The organism is Sphingomonas sp. J344 (genome assembly GCF_024700005.1).
Classification (GTDB): Bacteria; Pseudomonadota; Alphaproteobacteria; order Sphingomonadales; family Sphingomonadaceae; genus Sphingomonas.
The window spans coordinates 1,480,617-1,497,262 of the sequence record NZ_JAJONB010000001.1; the positions used below are offsets into that span (position 1 = coordinate 1,480,617).

At 68.1% G+C, this 16,646-nt stretch carries 9 protein-coding genes and 1 pseudogene; 4 read left to right on the top strand and 6 right to left on the bottom strand.

Features of this window, described 5'->3' with window-relative positions:
• Positions 1-69: 69 nt before the first annotated feature.
• Both LRS12_RS07575 and LRS12_RS07580 read left to right on the top strand, forming a co-directional pair.
• Positions 70-3,267, top strand: a complete 3,198-nt coding sequence (locus tag LRS12_RS07575) for an amidohydrolase family protein (RefSeq protein ID WP_257844029.1) — start codon at positions 70-72, stop codon at positions 3,265-3,267.
• 115 nt (positions 3,268-3,382) lie between these two features.
• On the top strand, positions 3,383-5,209 hold the full coding sequence (locus tag LRS12_RS07580) for a family 43 glycosylhydrolase (protein WP_257844030.1): 1,827 nt from the start codon (positions 3,383-3,385) through the stop codon (positions 5,207-5,209).
• Here the strand turns inward: LRS12_RS07580 and LRS12_RS07585 are convergent.
• Entirely contained in the window at positions 5,206-6,171 is a 966-nt protein-coding gene (locus LRS12_RS07585) for a LacI family DNA-binding transcriptional regulator (RefSeq protein ID WP_257844031.1), read from the bottom strand. The genes LRS12_RS07580 and LRS12_RS07585 overlap by 4 nt on opposite strands.
• Before the next feature lie 202 nt (positions 6,172-6,373).
• Between LRS12_RS07585 and LRS12_RS07590 the strand changes: the two are divergent.
• Positions 6,374-8,672: pseudogene (locus tag LRS12_RS07590) on the top strand (glycoside hydrolase family 3 N-terminal domain-containing protein).
• 81 nt (positions 8,673-8,753) lie between these two features.
• Here LRS12_RS07590 and LRS12_RS07595 read toward each other — a convergent pair.
• The 5 genes from LRS12_RS07595 to LRS12_RS07615 are packed head-to-tail and all read right to left on the bottom strand — an operon-like array spanning position 8,754 to position 15,512.
• Entirely contained in the window at positions 8,754-10,049 is a 1,296-nt protein-coding gene (locus LRS12_RS07595; RefSeq protein WP_257844032.1) for an MFS transporter, read from the bottom strand.
• Between the two features lie 34 nt (positions 10,050-10,083).
• A complete protein-coding gene (locus LRS12_RS07600) occupies positions 10,084-13,497 on the bottom strand; it encodes a chromosome segregation SMC family protein (RefSeq protein WP_257844034.1) in 3,414 nt (1,137 codons plus the stop codon).
• 30 nt (positions 13,498-13,527) lie between these two features.
• A complete protein-coding gene (locus tag LRS12_RS07605; RefSeq protein WP_257844035.1) occupies positions 13,528-14,265 on the bottom strand; it encodes a DsbA family protein in 738 nt (245 codons plus the stop codon).
• A gap of 27 nt (positions 14,266-14,292) precedes the next feature.
• Positions 14,293-15,000, bottom strand: coding sequence for a DsbA family protein (locus LRS12_RS07610; protein ID WP_257844037.1), 708 nt, complete (start codon positions 14,998-15,000; stop codon positions 14,293-14,295).
• A complete protein-coding gene (locus LRS12_RS07615) occupies positions 15,000-15,512 on the bottom strand; it encodes a DUF721 domain-containing protein (RefSeq protein ID WP_257844038.1) in 513 nt (170 codons plus the stop codon). The genes LRS12_RS07610 and LRS12_RS07615 overlap by 1 nt, the downstream gene beginning before the upstream one ends.
• Positions 15,513-15,539: 27 nt before the next feature.
• On the opposite strand from LRS12_RS07615, the gene mutY reads away from it, so the two are divergent.
• The gene (gene mutY / locus LRS12_RS07620) at positions 15,540-16,589 is read left to right on the top strand and encodes an A/G-specific adenine glycosylase (RefSeq protein WP_257844039.1); all 1,050 of its coding nucleotides are present in this window, start codon (positions 15,540-15,542) and stop codon (positions 16,587-16,589) included.
• Positions 16,590-16,646: the final 57 nt, after the last annotated feature.

Here is a 16,646-nt window from a genome sequence, read left to right on the forward strand (position 1 = left end):
GAAGCGCGCGTGACGGGTCCGGTTTCGCCCGTTACCAATTGCTCCCAGAACATATTCAGGGAGTCCCATATGCGTCAGTCGGTCGCCGGCGTCCTCGCCGCGCTCTTCGTCATTGGTCAGGCACATGCCCAGGACAAGCCCGCCGAAAAGCCCAAATGGGACGTCAATGCGCCGCAGGGCGCGACGCTGAAGCAGGCGAAGATCGACACCGACGAAGGCAGCTGGATCGACGTCGATGTCAGCCCCGATGGCAAGACGATCGCGTTCGCATTGCTCGGCGATATCTACACCATGCCGATCACCGGCGGCACGCCGACGCGCGTTGCCGAAGGCATGGCGTGGGAAGTGCATCCGCGCTTCTCACCCGATGGCCGTCGCATCGCCTTTACCTCCGATCGCGGCGGCGGCGACAATATCTGGATCATGAACGCCGATGGCAGCGACAAGAAGCAGCTGACCAAGGAAGATTTCCGCCTGCTCAACCAGCCGAGCTGGTCGCCGGACGGGCAGTATATCGTCGCCAAGAAGCATTTCACTACCGGCCGCTCGCTCGGCACGGGCGAGGTGTGGCTCTACCATGTCTCGGGTGGCGCGGGGGTGCAGCTGGTCAAGCGGGTCAGCGAGCGGCACCAGAAGGAACTGGGCGAGCCGATCTATTCGGCCGACGGCACGGGGGTGTATTTCACGCGCAACATCACCTCAGGCCCGATCTTCGAATATGCGCAGGATTCGAACAGCAACCTGTTCAATATCGAGCGCTACGACCTCGAGACCGGGGAGACCACGACTGCGGTGTCGGGGCTGGGCGGATCGGTGCGACCCGCGCCCTCGCCCGATGGCAAGTCCATCGCCTTTGTCCGGCGTGAAGCGGGCAAGTCCAAGCTGTGGGTCAAGGACATGGCGAGCGGGGCCGAGCGGATCGTCTATGGCGCGCTCGACCAGGATGTTCAGGAAACCTGGGCGGTCACCGGCGTCTATCCCAACATCGACTGGACGCCCGACAGCAAGTCGCTGGTCTTCTGGGCGGGCGGCAAGATCCGTCGCGTCGATAGTGACGGGAGCAACGCGGCGGTGATCCCGTTCCGCGTGACCGACACGCGCGCGGTGGCCGATGCCCCGCATCCGCAGATCGCGGTCGCGCCCGACAGCTTCACGACCAGGATGCCGCGCTTTGCCGCCGTCTCGCCCGATGGCGGCCGCGTGGTGTTCGAGAGCCTCGGCAAATTGTGGGTCAAGCCGGTTGCGGGCGGCGCGGCCAAGCGCCTGACCGGCCTGGCCGACGATGCCGGGATGGAGCTGTTCCCCGCCTGGTCGCGCGACGGGCGTTCGATCGTGTTTGTGCAGTGGAATGACGAGAGCCTGGGCTCGATCCGGATCGTCCCCGCTGCGGGCGGCACCGCGCGCGCGGTGACGCAGCAGCCGGGCCATTATGCCCGACCGCAATTCTCACCCGATGGGGCAACCATCGTGTTCGAGAAGGGCGATGGCGGCGGGTTGATCGCGTCCAAATGGGGCGAGAATCCGGGCGTGTATCGCGTCGCCAGCGCGGGCGGGACCCCGGTGATGGTCACGCGCGGCCTGTCGCGCCCGCATTTCGGCGCGTCGAACGACCGCGTGTTCATGGTCGAGGGGGGCGAGAAGCTCCAGCTGGTCAGCACGACCCTGTCGGGCGATGGCAAGCGCGTCCATGCCTCGGGCGAGATGGCCAATGAGTTCGTCGTGTCGCCCGACGGGCGCAGCGTCGCGTTCCGCCAGAATTATCAGGTGTTCGCGATGCCACTGATGCCCGGCGGGCAGCAGGTGGCGGTCGCGCCGCGCGGCGACGCGCTTCCGGTGGTGCGGGTCAGCGGCGATGGCGGCGATTACATCACCTGGTCGGGCGACGGCGCACGGCTGCACTGGAGCCTTGGCCCGACGCTCTACACGGCCGACCGCAGCGCCTTCTTCGCCTCCGCGCCGGGCGCGGCAAAGGCGACCATCACCCCGCGCACCACATCGATGGCGATGGAGGTCAAGGCGGCCAAGGCGACCGGTCGCATTGCGCTGACCGGTGCGCGGATCGTTACCATGGCAGACACCGATGGCGGGGTGATCGAGAACGGCACGATCGTGATCGAGGGCGACCGGATCGTCCAGATCGCGCCGACCGCCGCGATCCAGCTTCCGGCAGGCACCAAAACGATCGACGTCACCGGCAAGACGATCATCCCGGGGCTGGTCGATGCGCACGCGCACGGCCCCTATGGTACCGACGAGCTGATCCCGCAGCAGAACTGGTCGCTGCTCCAGAACCTCGCGCTCGGCACCACTACCCTGCACGATCCGTCGAGCCAGGCGGCGCATGTGTTCGCCGCGGCAGAGATGCAGCAGACCGGCAAGATCCTTGCCCCCCGCCTCTTTTCGACCGGCGAGATCGTCTATGGCGCCAAGGCGGCCGGGGTCTATGCCCAGATCGACAGCTATGACGACGCGCTCAACCATGTCCGTCGCCTGAAGGCGCAGGGCGCGAATTCGGTGAAGAACTACAATCAGCCGCGCCGCGAACAGCGCCAGATGGTCGTCGCCGCCGCGCGCGCGGAGGGGATGCAGGTGGTCGCCGAGGGCGGGTCGCTGTTCGGGATGGACATGAACCTGATCGCCGACGGCAATTCGACGCTGGAGCACAATGTCCCGCTCGACATCTTCTACAAGGATGTCCTGCAGCTCTTCGGCCAGAGCGACACCAACTACACCCCGACGCTCGTGGTCACCTATGGCGGCCTGGCGGGCGATCCGTACTGGCGTCAGGCGACCAATGTCTGGGAAAACCCGTTGATGGTCCACACGCCCCCGGCGCAGCTGCGCGCGGTGACGATGCGCCGGACCACCGCCCCCGAAAGCAACTTCGTCGATGACGAAAGCGCGCGCGAGGCGAAGAAGGTGATGCAGGCGGGCAAGCTGGTCGCGATCGGCGCGCACGGGCAGCAGGCGGGCATCGCCGCGCATTGGGAACTGTGGTCGTTCGTGCGCGGCGGCATGACCCCGGTCGAGGCGCTGCGCACGGGCACGATCGATTCGGCAAAGTCGCTGGGCTACGCGAAGGATGTCGGGTCGCTGGAGGTGGGCAAGCTCGCCGACTTGCTGGTGCTCGATGCCGATCCGACCGCGGACATTCGCAACAGCGACAAGATCCACCGCGTCATGCTCGGCGGGCGGATGTACGACCCGCGCACGATGAACGAGGTCGACACCGGCACCGCCAAGCGCCGCCCCTATTGGTGGGAGTGATCGGCTGAGGGCGGGGGCGACGATGCCCCGGCCGCGCCCTTCGGGGTTCCGCTCGACCATGTAACCGGTTACAAGTGTGTCATGCGCATGTAAGCGCCGGTTCGGGAGATGGTCGATGCGTGCAATCCTTGCGGTGACTCTGGCGGGCCTGTGCGCGGCGGGGGCGGCAAGCGCGCAGCCGGGCAAGCGGACCTATGCCAACCCGATCGACCTCGACTATCGCTACAATTACGAGCAGGTGAACGAGGACATCTCGTACCGCACCGGTGCCGACCCGGTGATCATCCGGCACAAGGACGCCTATTATCTCTTCCAGACGCTGGCCGAGGGCTATTGGCGCTCGACCAATCTGATCGACTGGACCTTCATCACGCCGAGCCGCTGGGAAAAGGGCGGATTCGTCGCCCCCGCCGCCTGGTCGGATGGCGAGCGGCTCTATCTGATGCCGTCGATGATGGAGCCGGGGTCGGTCTATGTGTCCGACGCGCCGGAGACGGGCAAGCTCGACTATTTCGTACGCCGCATGCCGCGTTTGCCCGGGCAGATCTGGCCGGGTGGCGAGGCGAATATGAAGCCGGGCGATGTGCCGCCGGGGCCGTGGGACCCCGCGCTGTTCCTGGACGATGACGGCAAATGGTATTTCTATTGGGGGTCGTCCAACGTCTTTCCACTCTATGGCATCGGGATCGAATTCCGCGACGGCCGCATGATTTATAAGGGCCGCGCGACCGAGGCGTTCAGGCTCGACCCCGACAATCATGGTTGGGAACGCTTCGGGCAGGATCATTCGGGCACCTTGCCCGACGGCAAGCCGATCAAGCCGTTCATGGAGGGGGCGTGGATGACCAAGGTCGCCGGCACCTACTACCTCCAGTACGGCGCGCCGGGCACCGAATATAACGCCTATGCCAATGGCGCCTACACATCGAAATCGCCGCTCGGCCCGTTCGAATATGCGCCGTGGAACCCGGTCGCCTACAAGCCCGGCGGGTTCGTCGAGGGTGCGGGACATGGCTCGACGGTACAGGACCATCACGGCAACTGGTGGAACAGCGGCACGCCTTGGCTCGGCCATAACTGGACGTTCGAGCGGCGGATCAACCTGTTCCCGACGCGATTCGAGGCGGATGGGCAGATGTGGGCGTCGTCGCGCTTCGGCGATTTTCCGCACTGGATGCCGGAGGGGAAGGTCGAGGATATCGAGGGGCTGTTCACCGGCTGGATGCTGTTGTCCTATCGCAAGAGGCTGACCGCCTCCTCGACATTGGGCGAGTTCGACGCCAGCCGCGCCGCGGACGAGAATCCGCGCACCTTCTGGGTCGCCGCCAGCAATCGCGCGGGCGAGACGCTGACGATGGACCTCGGCGCGGCGAAGACGGTACGCGCAATCCAGGTCAATTTCGCGGACTACAAGTCCGGTCGCTATGGCGACGCGCCCGACATCTATACGGAGTTCCGGCTGGAGGGATCGGTGGACGGCAAGCGCTGGTCAAAGCTCGCCCAGACCGAAGCGCCTCGCCGCGACCGTCCCAACGCCTATTTCCAGCTTGAGCGCCCGGCGAAGGTGCGCTTCGTCCGCTATGTCCATGGCCATGTCGGCGGGGCGCATCTGGCGATCAACGACCTGCGCGTATTCGGCAATGCCGATGGCCGCGCGCCAGCCGGGCCCGGCGCGGTGACCGCGATCCGCGACGAGGACGAACGCAACGCCAAGGTCAGCTGGCGCAAGGTGCCGGGCGCGACCGGCTACAACGTGATGTGGGGCATCCGCCCGGATCGGCTGACGCTGACCTATCAGGTCTTTGCCGATGATCTGGGCGGCGACCGGCTGGCCAGCCTTGACCTGCGCGCACTCAACAAGGGTGTCGGCTATTATGCAGCGGTCGAGGCATTCAACGAAACTGGCGTGTCGAAACGCAGCGCGGCGGTGCGGGTGCGTTAGCTTGCGCTGGTCGAGCGTACCACCAGTTCGGCCTGGTGCAGTTCCGCGCGCGTATCCGCACCTTCGCCCTCAAGCACGTCGATCACCCGGCCGATCGCGTCCTCGCCCAGTTCGGCGATCCGCACCCGCATGGTGGTAACGCCCAGATAGCGCGCGAGCGGGATATCGTCGAAGCCGGTGACCGCGACCCGGCCCGGAACATCGATCCCCGCCCCGCGCAGCCCGTTGAGGCACCCGATGGCCATCATGTCATTCGCCGCGAATACGGCGTCGCAGTCGATCTGCCCCGCGACGATCGCCCGGGCTACCGCCTCGCCGCCCTCTTCGGCGAAATCGCCGGGCAGGACGATCGGCTCAACCCCGGGCAGGTGTCGGGCGATGCTGGCCCGGAAGGCGCTCGCGCGTTCGCTCGCATCGATATTGCCCTCCGGCCCCGCAATATGGACAATCCGGCGGCGACCGGCTGCGACCAGATGGGCGACCATCGCGTCGGTCGCTGCGTTGTTGTCGAGCCGTACGGTCGCCAGGTCGCTGATCGCGCGTGGGCCGTTGATGATCAGCGAAGGCAGGCCGGTCGGCAGCGCACGTCGCAGCATCGACTCGGGCAGATGCGGCGCCATTACCACCAGTCCGTCGACCCGGCCGCGCATTGCGCGCAATGCCATCGCTGCCTGTTCGCTGTCGTCATGCATCACCGATAGCAGCATCACATAGCCGCGGCGGCTCGCCTCGCGATCGAGGCCGCGCACGAACTCGCTGAAGAACTCGCCATGCAGGTCGGGCAGCACGACCCCGATCGCGTGCGCGCGGGCCAGGCTGAGGCTGCGTGCGCCGGCATGGGGGACATAGCCCAGCTCGTTTGCTGCAGCGATCACGCGCTCGCGCGTCTCGGCACGGACATTGCCCAGCCCGTTCAGCGCGCGCGACACCGATGCGATCGACACCTTTGCCTGCCGTGCCACATCCCGAATCGTCGCTTCGCCCATCCGTCCGACACCCCCGTTGATAACGTTCCTTCTGGTTCGGGTCTTTCGCGATTGCAAATGCGATCGTTACACGGCATGTAACCGGTTACGGTTTGCCGCGACAACCCCAAATCGGGGCGCGCCATCCATTCGATTTTCGCGCCCTTGCCGGTGCGACCCGTTCACGAGAGGACCCAAGATGCTCGACACCCGGATTTCCCGCCGCGCCGCCCTGATGGGTGCGGGTGCGGTCGCCGCATGGCTGCACAGCCCGGCGCGGGCGCTGATGGGTGAAGCGGCCAGGGTCGAGGTTCCCGGGTTCGTCGATGCGCTGGTGGCGAAGATGACGATTCACGAAAAGGCGGGCCAGCTCAGCCTGATGGCCGCGGCATGGGGCGGCGGCGCGGCGATCGCGATGAACCCGCCAAGCGGATCGAACGCCAATTTCGGGCAGCAGCTCGACGAAGTGCGTCAGGGCCGCATCACCGGCGTGTTCAACGGCAACAATGCGCGCATGTGCCGGATGATGCAGACTGCAGCGATGCAGGAATCGCGGCTCAAGGTTCCGCTGATCTTCGCCGCCGACATCATCCACGGTCATCGCACCATCTTCCCGGTCCCGCTGGGCGAGGCGGCGAGCTTCGAGCCATTGCTCGCGCAAAAGGCGGCCGCGGCGGCGTCGTTCGAGGCGGCTGCTGCGGGCATCGACTGGACCTTTGCTCCGATGGTCGACATTGCGCGCGACCAGCGCTGGGGCCGCGGGGTCGAGGGATCGGGCGAGGACGTGCTGCTCGGCAACCTCTTCGCCGAGGCGCGCGTGCGCGGCTTCCAGGGCAAGAGCCTCAAGGCGATCGACACGATGATGGCCTGCGCCAAGCATTTCGCCGCTTATGGCGCGGCGGAGGCGGGGCTGGACTACAACACCGTCGATGTGTCCGAGCGGACGCTGCGCGAAGTCTATTTCCCACCCTTCCAGGCCGCCTTTGCTGCGGGCGCGCCAACCACGATGGCGGCGTTCAACGAGCTGTCGGGTGTCCCCGCCACCGGCAATGAGTGGCTGATGCGCAAGATTTTGCGCGACGAATGGGGCTTCGACGGCTTTGTCGTGTCCGATTACACCGGCGACATGGAGATGATCGCGCATGGCTATGCCGCCGATGCGCGTGAGGCGACCAAGCTCGCCTTCATGGCCGGTGTCGACATGAGCATGACCAGCGGTTTCTACCGCGACCACCTTCCCGACCTGGTCGAGAAGGGCGAGGTGCCGATGGCGCGGGTCGATGCTTCGGTGCGCAAGGTGCTGGCGCTCAAGGCCAAGCTCGGCCTGTTCGAGGATCCGTTCCGTCGCATCGACGAAAAGCGCGAAGCCGCGCGGACGCGGACCAAGGAAAATCTCGCGCTGGCGCGGGAAGCGGGCAAGCGTTCGATCGTCATGCTCAAGAATGACGGCGACCTGCTGCCGCTGCCGAAATCGGGCAAGAAGATCGCGATCATCGGTCCGTTCGCGGAGGGTCAGCATGACCTCAACGGCCCGTGGTGCGTCTATGGCGACAACAAGCAGGCGATCGACCTGGCCACCGGCATCCGTAACGCGCTGGGCAAGGACGCCCCGGTCAGCGTGACGCTGGGATCGAAGGTCGAGGCGCCGCTGGATGGCGGGATTGCCGCCGCGGTGGCGGCGGCGAACGCGGCGGACGTCGTGCTGCTCGTGATCGGCGAGTCGGAGAATATGTCGGGCGAGGCGCAGTCGCGCACCAGCATCACCGTCCCCGCGCCGCAGATGGCGCTGGCCGAAGCCGTGGCGGCAACCGGGAAGCCGATCGTCGTGCTGCTCAAGAATGGTCGCGCGCTGGCGCTGGAGGGGGGCGGTCAAGAACGCCCCCGCAATCCTCGTCACCTGGTTCCTGGGGTCGGAGAGCGGCAATGCCATCGCCGACGTGCTGTTCGGCGACTATAGCCCTTCGGCGCGCCTGCCGATCAGCTTCCCGCGCGAATCCGGGCAGCAGCCCTATCACTATGCGCACAAGCCGACCGGTCGTCCGAACCCGAGCGACGACAAGCTCGAGCCGTACAAGACCCGCTGGCGCACCAGCCCGAACTCGTCGCTCTATCCGTTCGGGCACGGGCTGACTTACGGCAAGGTCGAGTATGCGGGCCTGACTCCGCAGCAGGGGACGCTGGGCTGGGACGGCGAGATCGCCTTCACCGCGACGATCACAAATCGCGGCACGCGTGCGATCGAGGAAGTGGTGCAGCTCTACATCCGCGACCGCGCGGCGAGCATCACCCGTCCGGTGCGTGAGCTCAAGGCGTTCCGCAAGCTGGCGTTGGCCCCCGGGGCGAGCGAGACGGTGCGCTTCGTGCTGCGCCGTCGTGACCTGCAGTTCATCGGCGTGGATCTCAAGCCCACGGTGGAGGCCGGCCTGTTCGACGTTTGGATCGCGCCGTCTGCAGAAGCACAGGGCGTCCACTCGACCTTCACCCTCACCGCCGCCTGACGGCTCCCCCTACCCGGCCAGTCCGGGACCGGCACCGCCCCCGCTCCCCCTCCTCCCCGGGGCGGTGCCGGATAAGGGGGATCAACCTCTCAGGTCGCGAACGATCTGCGCATGCGTGCCGCGCGCGAGCGGGTTGAGCGCCATCATCACGCACGAGAAGGCGAGGAAGCCGAGCGGGACGAGCGCGATCGTCAGCCGCATCGCGGTAAGCGTCGCGTCGCTCTGATCGACATTGGCGACATAACCGGCGCTATCGAATCCGAAGCCGAGGATCGCCGTGGCCAGCCCGATCGCCACCCGCTGAAGCAACGCCGCCATGCCGAACACCGCGCCCTCGACGCGCAGCCCGGTGCGCTGCTCGCCATATTCGATCGTGTTGGGCAGCATCGCCCAGAACACGAAGTTGAGGCCGACGATCATCGCCTGCATCGCCATCAGATAGGCCTGCATCACCCCGGCGCGGTGGATATCGACCAGCGCGAAGGCGGCGAGCCCGGCGCTCGCCAACCCGGCGGCGAGGAACCACAGGCCCCGCGCGCCGATGCGTCGGCGCAGCAGCATCCACAGTGGCACTGACACCGCGCTGACCACGCTCATCGACGCGAGGGCGAGCTGACCGCTCGCCTCGTCGTGGAGAAAATATTTGAAATAATAGAGGACCGACTTGTTGAGGATCGTCACCGCCACGATCACCGCCATCATCGCTAGGTTCAGCGTGACAAAGGCGCGGTTGGCGGCGATGGCGCGTAGAGCCGTCAGCACCGGAACCGGCTCGGCGCGCTGCGGCACATCGGCTTCGCGATAGCTCAGGCCGACAAAGGCGAGAATCGCTGCCCCGGCAAGCGCGAACAGGATCGCCGCCCCGAAATACGCATCGGCGGCGCGTTCGGCCCCGAGCAGTCCTGCACCCAGCGGCACCGTGCCGAGTGCCACCACGATCGCGGCAAGCGTGCCCGACAGCATGCGCACCCCCGCAACGAACGCCCGGTCATTGCTGTCGGTGCTGACCCGCGCGCTCATCGCCAGATAGGGGACGTTGAGAAAGGCATAGGCGGTGCGGAACAGGATATGCCCCGCAAAAATCCCTGCCATCCCCCAGTATCCGGGCGCAAGCGGGGGCAAATAGGCGAGCATGAAGCCCAGCCCCAGCGGCATTCCGCCCAGCGCCAGCAACCGCCCCAGCCCCCCGCGCGGCTCATGCCGGTCGGCGAGCAGCCCTGCGGCGAAGTTCGCAATCCCGTCCCACACCGATGCCGCCAGAAAGATCGTTGCCGCCACTCCCACCGGCAGCCCCAGCGCGTCGGTGTAGTAGAACAGCAGGAAGAGCATCGCGCTCTGCCAGTAGAGATTGAACGCAAAGTCCCCGAACCCGAACAAAGCGAGGCGGAAGCGGGTCGGGCGGGGGCGACGCTCACTCCGCCGCCAGCAGCGATTCCACGCCGCCCAGATCGACCGAGACGAGACGGCTGACCCCGCGCTCGACCATCGTCACGCCGAACAGGCGGTGCATGCGGCTCATCGTTGCGGCATTGTGGGTGACGATCAGATAGCGGGTTGCGGTCTCGCGCGTCATTGCTTCGAGCAGGTCGCAAAAGCGCTCGATATTGGCGTCGTCGAGCGGCGCATCGACTTCGTCGAGGACGCAGATCGGCGCGGGATTGGTGAGGAACAGCGCGAAGATCAGCGCGACCGCGGTCAGCGCCTGTTCGCCGCCAGACAACAGGGTCAGCGACTGAAGCTTCTTGCCCGGCGGCTGCGCCATGATCTCCAGCCCCGCCTCCAGCGGATCGTCGGAGTCGATCAGCGCCAGATGCGCCTGGCCGCCGTCGAACAGGGTGGTGAACAGACGTCGGAAATGCTGGTCGACCGCCTCGAACGCGGTCAGCAGCCGCTGGCGGCCCTCGCGGTTCAACGTTCCGATACTGCCGCGCAGCCGGTGGACCGCCTGAATAAGCTCGTCGCGCTCGGCTGCGGCGGTCTGCGCGGCGCTGGTGAGTTCGGCCAGTTCGGTCTCGGCGATCAGATTGACCGGGCCGATCCGCTCGCGCTCGGCGATCAGCCGGTCGTGGGCGGCGGATTCATCTTGCGGCCCACGCACCGAATCGGGATCGAAGCCAACCCGTTCGGACAGCAAGGGCGGCGGGCATTCGAAGCGCTCGCCCGACAGCCGGTTCATCTCGACCCGGCGCAGATCGTGGTTCTCCACGCGGGCGACGGCTCCGGCACGCTGCTCGCGCGCTTCGCCCAGCGCGTCGCCCGCGCTGCGGACGGCGGCTTCGGTGTCGCGCAGTTCGGCTTCGGCCTCCCGCTCGGCAAGCTGGGCGGCGGCGCTCTCGATCCGCGCCTCCTCGCTGGCGGATTCGGCGTCCGCAACGGCGGCGTCGAGCTCGGCGGGGCGCGAGGCGAGCGCATCGGCGGCCTCGGCCAGCTCGATCGCGCGCGCGTCCATCTCGGCGATGCGGCGTGCGGCTTCGCCGGCGCGTGAGGTCCAGCTGCGTCGTTCGGACCCCGCGGCGGCGAGCCGTTCTCGCGCGACGGCGATGTCGCGCTCCAATGCGCCGCGTTCGGCCCGGGCGGTCGCCGCAGCGGTGCGGCGCAGTTCGGCTTCGGACGACAGCGCAGTCACCTTGGCACGGGTCTCGCTGCCATCGGGAAGCGCCGCGCGCGCGGCTTCGGCGCGGCTGACTTCGCCTGCCGCTTCCTCCAGTTCGGCGGCAGTGCGCGCGCGGCGCCCCTCCAGATCGGCGCGCTGCGCATCGAGCCGCTCGATCGCCGCAGCGGCGCGATCCTCGGCGCGCGCGGCGTCGCGCCCGGCAGTTTCGGAACTGTCGAGCAGGCGGCGGCAATCGGAGGCGGCGCGCTTCGCCTCGGCGATCTCGCCCTCGATCCGGGCGAGTTCGGCGTCGGCAGAATCTACCGCGCGGATAGCGGCGGGGCGCGCCTTCTCGATCGCATGGAGCCGGTTGACCCGCTCCAGCCGCTCGGCCGCCGCCGCCCCGCCCGAGCGCGCGACATAGCCGTCCCACCGGCGCAGCACGCCCATCAGTGTCACCAGCCGCTGCCCGACCGCGAGCGGCTGGCCAGTGTCGGCCTCGGCGACCAGCACTTGCGCCAGTCGGCGGGCGAGCGCGGGCGGGGCGGCAACATGCGCAGCCAAAGGCGTGGTGCCTGGTGGCGGCGGAGGGTCGCCGGGCAGCGCGTCCGCACCGGCCCAGTGGCGCTCGCCGGTCGGGTCGAGCCCCGCCTCAAGATCGTCGCCCAGCGCGGCGGCCAGCGCTCGCTCGTAACCCGGATCGACCGTCACCTTGTCGAGCAGCCGTTCCTTGCCACTCGGTCGGGTCGCCTTGGACAGGGCGGCCGCCTCGCTGTCGAGCGCGGCGAGTTCGGCATGCGCCTCGGCGCGCGCCGACTGGGCGCGACTGCGCGACTCGATCGCGGCGCGCTCGGCGGCGTCGGCGCGGGCAAGGCCGGTGCGTGCGGCCTCGGCCTGGCGTGCCGCCTGCGCGCGCGCATCGGCGGCGCGCTGGCGTTCGGCGGCGAGCGGAGCGGGATCGCCCAGCGCGTGCATCTCCGCCTCGACCCGCGCGGCGTCGCGCGTGGCGCGTTCGGCGCGGGTGCGCGCAGCAGCGAGCGCGGCATCGGCCACGCGCGTCTCGGCGGCTTCGGCGGCCTGTGCGGCGAGCGCCTGTGCCAGCGCGACTTCGGCATCGCGCGCGGCGCGTTCGGCTTCGGCCAGTGCCGCGTCGAGATCGGGCATCCGCGCAGTCGACTCGGCAATGCGTGCGTTGAGCGCCTGAACCTCGCTGTCGAGCCGCGCGAGCGCGTCGGCGGCGTCGCGCGCCAGCGCGCCCTCGCGCTCCTTGTCGGTTTCGAGCCGCGCGGCGGAGTCGCGCAGTTCGGCGATCCGGCGGTCGATCGCCCCGCGTTCGCCGCGCAGGGTCGCCAGTCTGTGCATCGCCTCGCTCGCCCGGTCGCGCTGGGTCAGCGCGGCGGCGCGGGCACTGGCGAGCGTCGTCGCCACCGCCTGTTGCGCGGCGAGCGCAGCCTCCTGCGCGGCGGTGCGTTCGGCGACCAGAGCCTCGGCGGCGGCTGCCTCCTTCTTCGCCGCATCGGCGGCGGCGGTGGCGTCGCGCCAGCGGGCGAAGATCATTCGTCCTTCGGCGATGCGGATCCGGTCGGAAAGCTCGCGATAGCGTTCGGCCTGACGCGCCTGACGCTTGAGCGCGGCGGCACGCGCCTCCTGATCGGAAATCAGTTCGTCGAGCCGTGTAAGATTGGCCTCGGTCGCGCGCAGCTTCTGTTCGGCATCCTTGCGCCGGACATGGAGGCCCGAAATGCCGGCAGCTTCCTCCAGCATCTGGCGGCGCTCGCCCGGCTTGGCCTGGATGATGGCGCCGATCCGCCCCTGACTGACCAGCGCCGGCGAATGCGCGCCGGTGGCAGAATCGGCGAAGAGCAGCCCGACATCCTTGGCGCGGACGTCGCGGCCGTTGATGCGATAGGCTGACCCCGCGCCACGCTCGATCCGGCGGACGACTTCCAACTCCCCGTCTTCAGGACCGCCGGCCTGTTCGGCGAGGATCGAGACTTCGGCGAAATCGCGCTGCGGACGGCTCGCGGTGCCCGCGAAGATCACGTCCTCCATCCCCGCGCCGCGCATCGATTTGGCGCTGTTCTCGCCCATCGCCCAGCGCAATGCTTCGAGCAGGTTGGACTTGCCGCAGCCATTGGGGCCGACGATGCCGGTCAGCCCCGGCTCGATGCGCAGGTCGGCGGGGTCGACGAAGCTCTTGAACCCGGTGAGGCGGAGCCGCTTGATCTGCATGTCTAGCGGCCCCGCCCCCGGCTTGCGCGATCAGGCGCCTGCGGCCTTCAGCGCCGCTTCGACCTCCGGCCAGGTGCCGGTGTTTTCCAGCACCTTGTCGTTGAGGATGAAGGTCGGCGTGCCGGCGATGTTATACTTCTTCTGACCGGCCTCGGCGGACTTCACCAGCGCCTCGGTCGCGGCTGCATCGGCGAGGCAGGCGCGCGCCTGTGCCTCGGGCACGCCGCGCTGCTGGACAAAGGCGAGATAGCCGAACTTTTCCGCCACGGCGGCAATACGCTGCTGCGGTGCCATCGCCTCGACCTGCTGGATGAAGGGGTCGTCCTGCTTCGGGCCGTTGCTCATCAGCGTCTGCTGTTCGGCGAACATCTGGTCGAGGATCGGGAAGAACGGGCCGGGCCCGGCGCACTGGCCGGCCAGCGCAGCGCCGACGTCGATCTGGTTGAGCAGGAAGTCGCGGAATTCGAAGCTGACCTTGCCGGTCGCGATATAGGCCTTGAGCGGCTCCATGCCGGTCACCGCGAAATTGGCGCAATGGCCGCAGGTGCGCGAGCCATATTCGATCAGCTTGATCGGCGCGTCGGGGTTGCCCATGCGGAAGCCGCCCTCGGCGGTCTTGACCACGGTGTCGACCCATTGGGTTCCGGAAGGCGCGGAGGCACCGGCCACCGGAGCCGCAGGCGCGGCAGCGGTGTTGTTGCCCGCGTCGCCGCCGCCGCAGCCTGCCAGAGCGATCACCGATACCAGGCCGATTGCAATTCGCTTCAAGTCACGTCTCCATTTCCGGGGGATAGTTCAGCGCGCGCCGGCGGCGCGCAATTCGGGTTCCAGCGTTTCCCAATGGCCGCCGCCACCGGTCTTGCCGTTGATGACGAAGGTCGGCGTGCCCTTGATCGTCTTCCACGACGCGTCCGCCATCGCGGTCAGGCGGTTGAGGTCGGTCGGGGTTGCGAAACACTGGTTGATTGTCGCCTGGGTCATACCGCGCCCACGCATCAACGCGCTGAGGCCGGAGGCATCTGCCGCACCCTTGAGTTGGACCAGTTCGGGTTGCGACTGCAGCGTCGCGGCGTTCGCCTGCCACCATTGCGCGCCCTTGCGAGACCAGTCGGGTTGCGCCGCGAAAATCGCGTCGGTCGCGCCCGAAAAACCGCGCGGGCCGCTGCAGCGCGCGAGCAAAGCGGCGGCCATGTCGAGTGGGTCGCGCACCGCGTGCCGCACTTCGACCTGCACCGCGCCGCGACGGACATAGCCGTCCTTCAAGGGCACTTTCGACTCGCCGACGAAGTGCGCGCAAGCGCCACAGGTGTAGCTCAAATACTCGACCAATTTCACCTTCGCCGCCGGGTTGCCGATGACATAGGCACCCGATGGCGCCTGGGTCACATGCGTCGACCAGTCGCGCGGCGCTACTGCCGCCTTCTTCTTGGGCTGCTGGGCGGTCGCACCACCGGCGACGACCGCACCGATGGCGAGCGGGGCGAGAATCGCGAACATACGCATCAGTCGATCTTTCCAAGCTTGAACGGTGGTGTGGCGAGCCCGGCACCGAGTCCCTCGAGCACCGCGCGCAATTCGGGATCAACGATCGCACGCAGGCTGTCGCCGAGTTCGGTAGGAAGCGGCGCGGCGGGTGCGGGGGCAACCGGCTTGGGCTTGCGCGCGACCTCACCCTGCCGGATCGCGACGCGGGCGACGGCGGGATAGCCGAAGAAGCGGTTCACGCGATCGACGATTTCTGGCGCGATATGCTGCATCATCGGGGCATGCGCGCCCTGGACGACGAGGCTGAGCACGCCGTTGGAGCGTTCGCCGCGCGGGAAGCGGATCGATTCGGGCGACGACACACCAGCATAGCGCTCGCCGACAATCTCGCTCCACCGGCTGAGCACGGCGCTCTGGACAAAGCCGAACTTGCGGAACGCGACGCGGCCGACATCGGGCACCAGATCCGCGACGACGCGGACACGGTTGCTGCGGCGGGGTGCGTCGGGGGTGGCGCGCGGCTTACTCATTCGCTCCGTCCATGCCATAGCCGGGGCGTGCCCGACAATGTTTCTCGCGACATCGCCGATCCGCTGCTGGCCTGGTACGACGCCCATGCTCGCGTCCTGCCGTGGCGCGCGCAGCCGGGAGCGCCGCCGCCCGACGCCTATCGCGTCTGGCTGTCGGAAGTGATGCTGCAGCAGACCCAGGTTGCGGCGGTAATCCCGTATTTCGAAAAATTCACGAGGCAATGGCCGGATTTCGCCAGCTTGGCCGCTGCGGACGACGCTGAGGTAATGAGCGCCTGGGCGGGCCTTGGCTATTATGCACGCGCGCGCAACCTGCTGGCGGCGGCGCGGGCGGTGGCAGGGGATCATGGCGGGCGCTTGCCGCGAAGCGAGGCGGCGTTGCGCCAGCTGCCGGGCTTCGGACCCTACACCGCCGCCGCGGTGGCGGCGATCGCGTTTGGCGCGCGCGCGGTGGTGGTCGACGGCAATGTCGAACGGGTGGTGGCACGCCTCTTCGCGCTCGCCGATCCGCTACCCGCCGTGAAGCCCCAGGTCCGCGCGCTGGCCGATCCGATCACGCCCGATGTGCGTGCGGGAGACTTCGCGCAGGCGATGATGGATCTGGGTGCGACGATCTGTACGCCGCGCAATCCCAAATGCCTGCTGTGCCCGCTCGCCGATTCCTGTGCCGCGCGGGAGATGGGCACGCCCGACGCGTTTCCGGTCAAAGCGAAGAAAGGGGCCCGCCCGGTGCGCCACGCCACATTCTTCTGGCTGGAAGGGGACGGCGCAGTGCTGCTGGTCCGGCGTCCGCCGCGCGGGTTGCTCGGCGGCATGCGCGCGCTGCCGACCGGGCCGTGGACGGACAGTCCGCCGGGGTTGAAGGATGCGCCGGTCGTGGCGGACTGGACGCTGCGCAACGCGCCGATCCGCCATGTCTTTACCCATTTCGAGCTGAATGCCGTGCTTGCGACTGCAACAGTCGCGCGTCACAACGACCCGGTCGAAAGCGAATGGTGGCCAATCGAACGACTGGACGAGGCAGGGCTTCCGCGGCTGTTCGCCAAGGCGGTCGAAGCGATGGGGAGAATGGCATGAAGGCGAGCTGGATGATCGGGGGCGCGCTGGCGCTGGCACTGGCGACAACGCAATCGG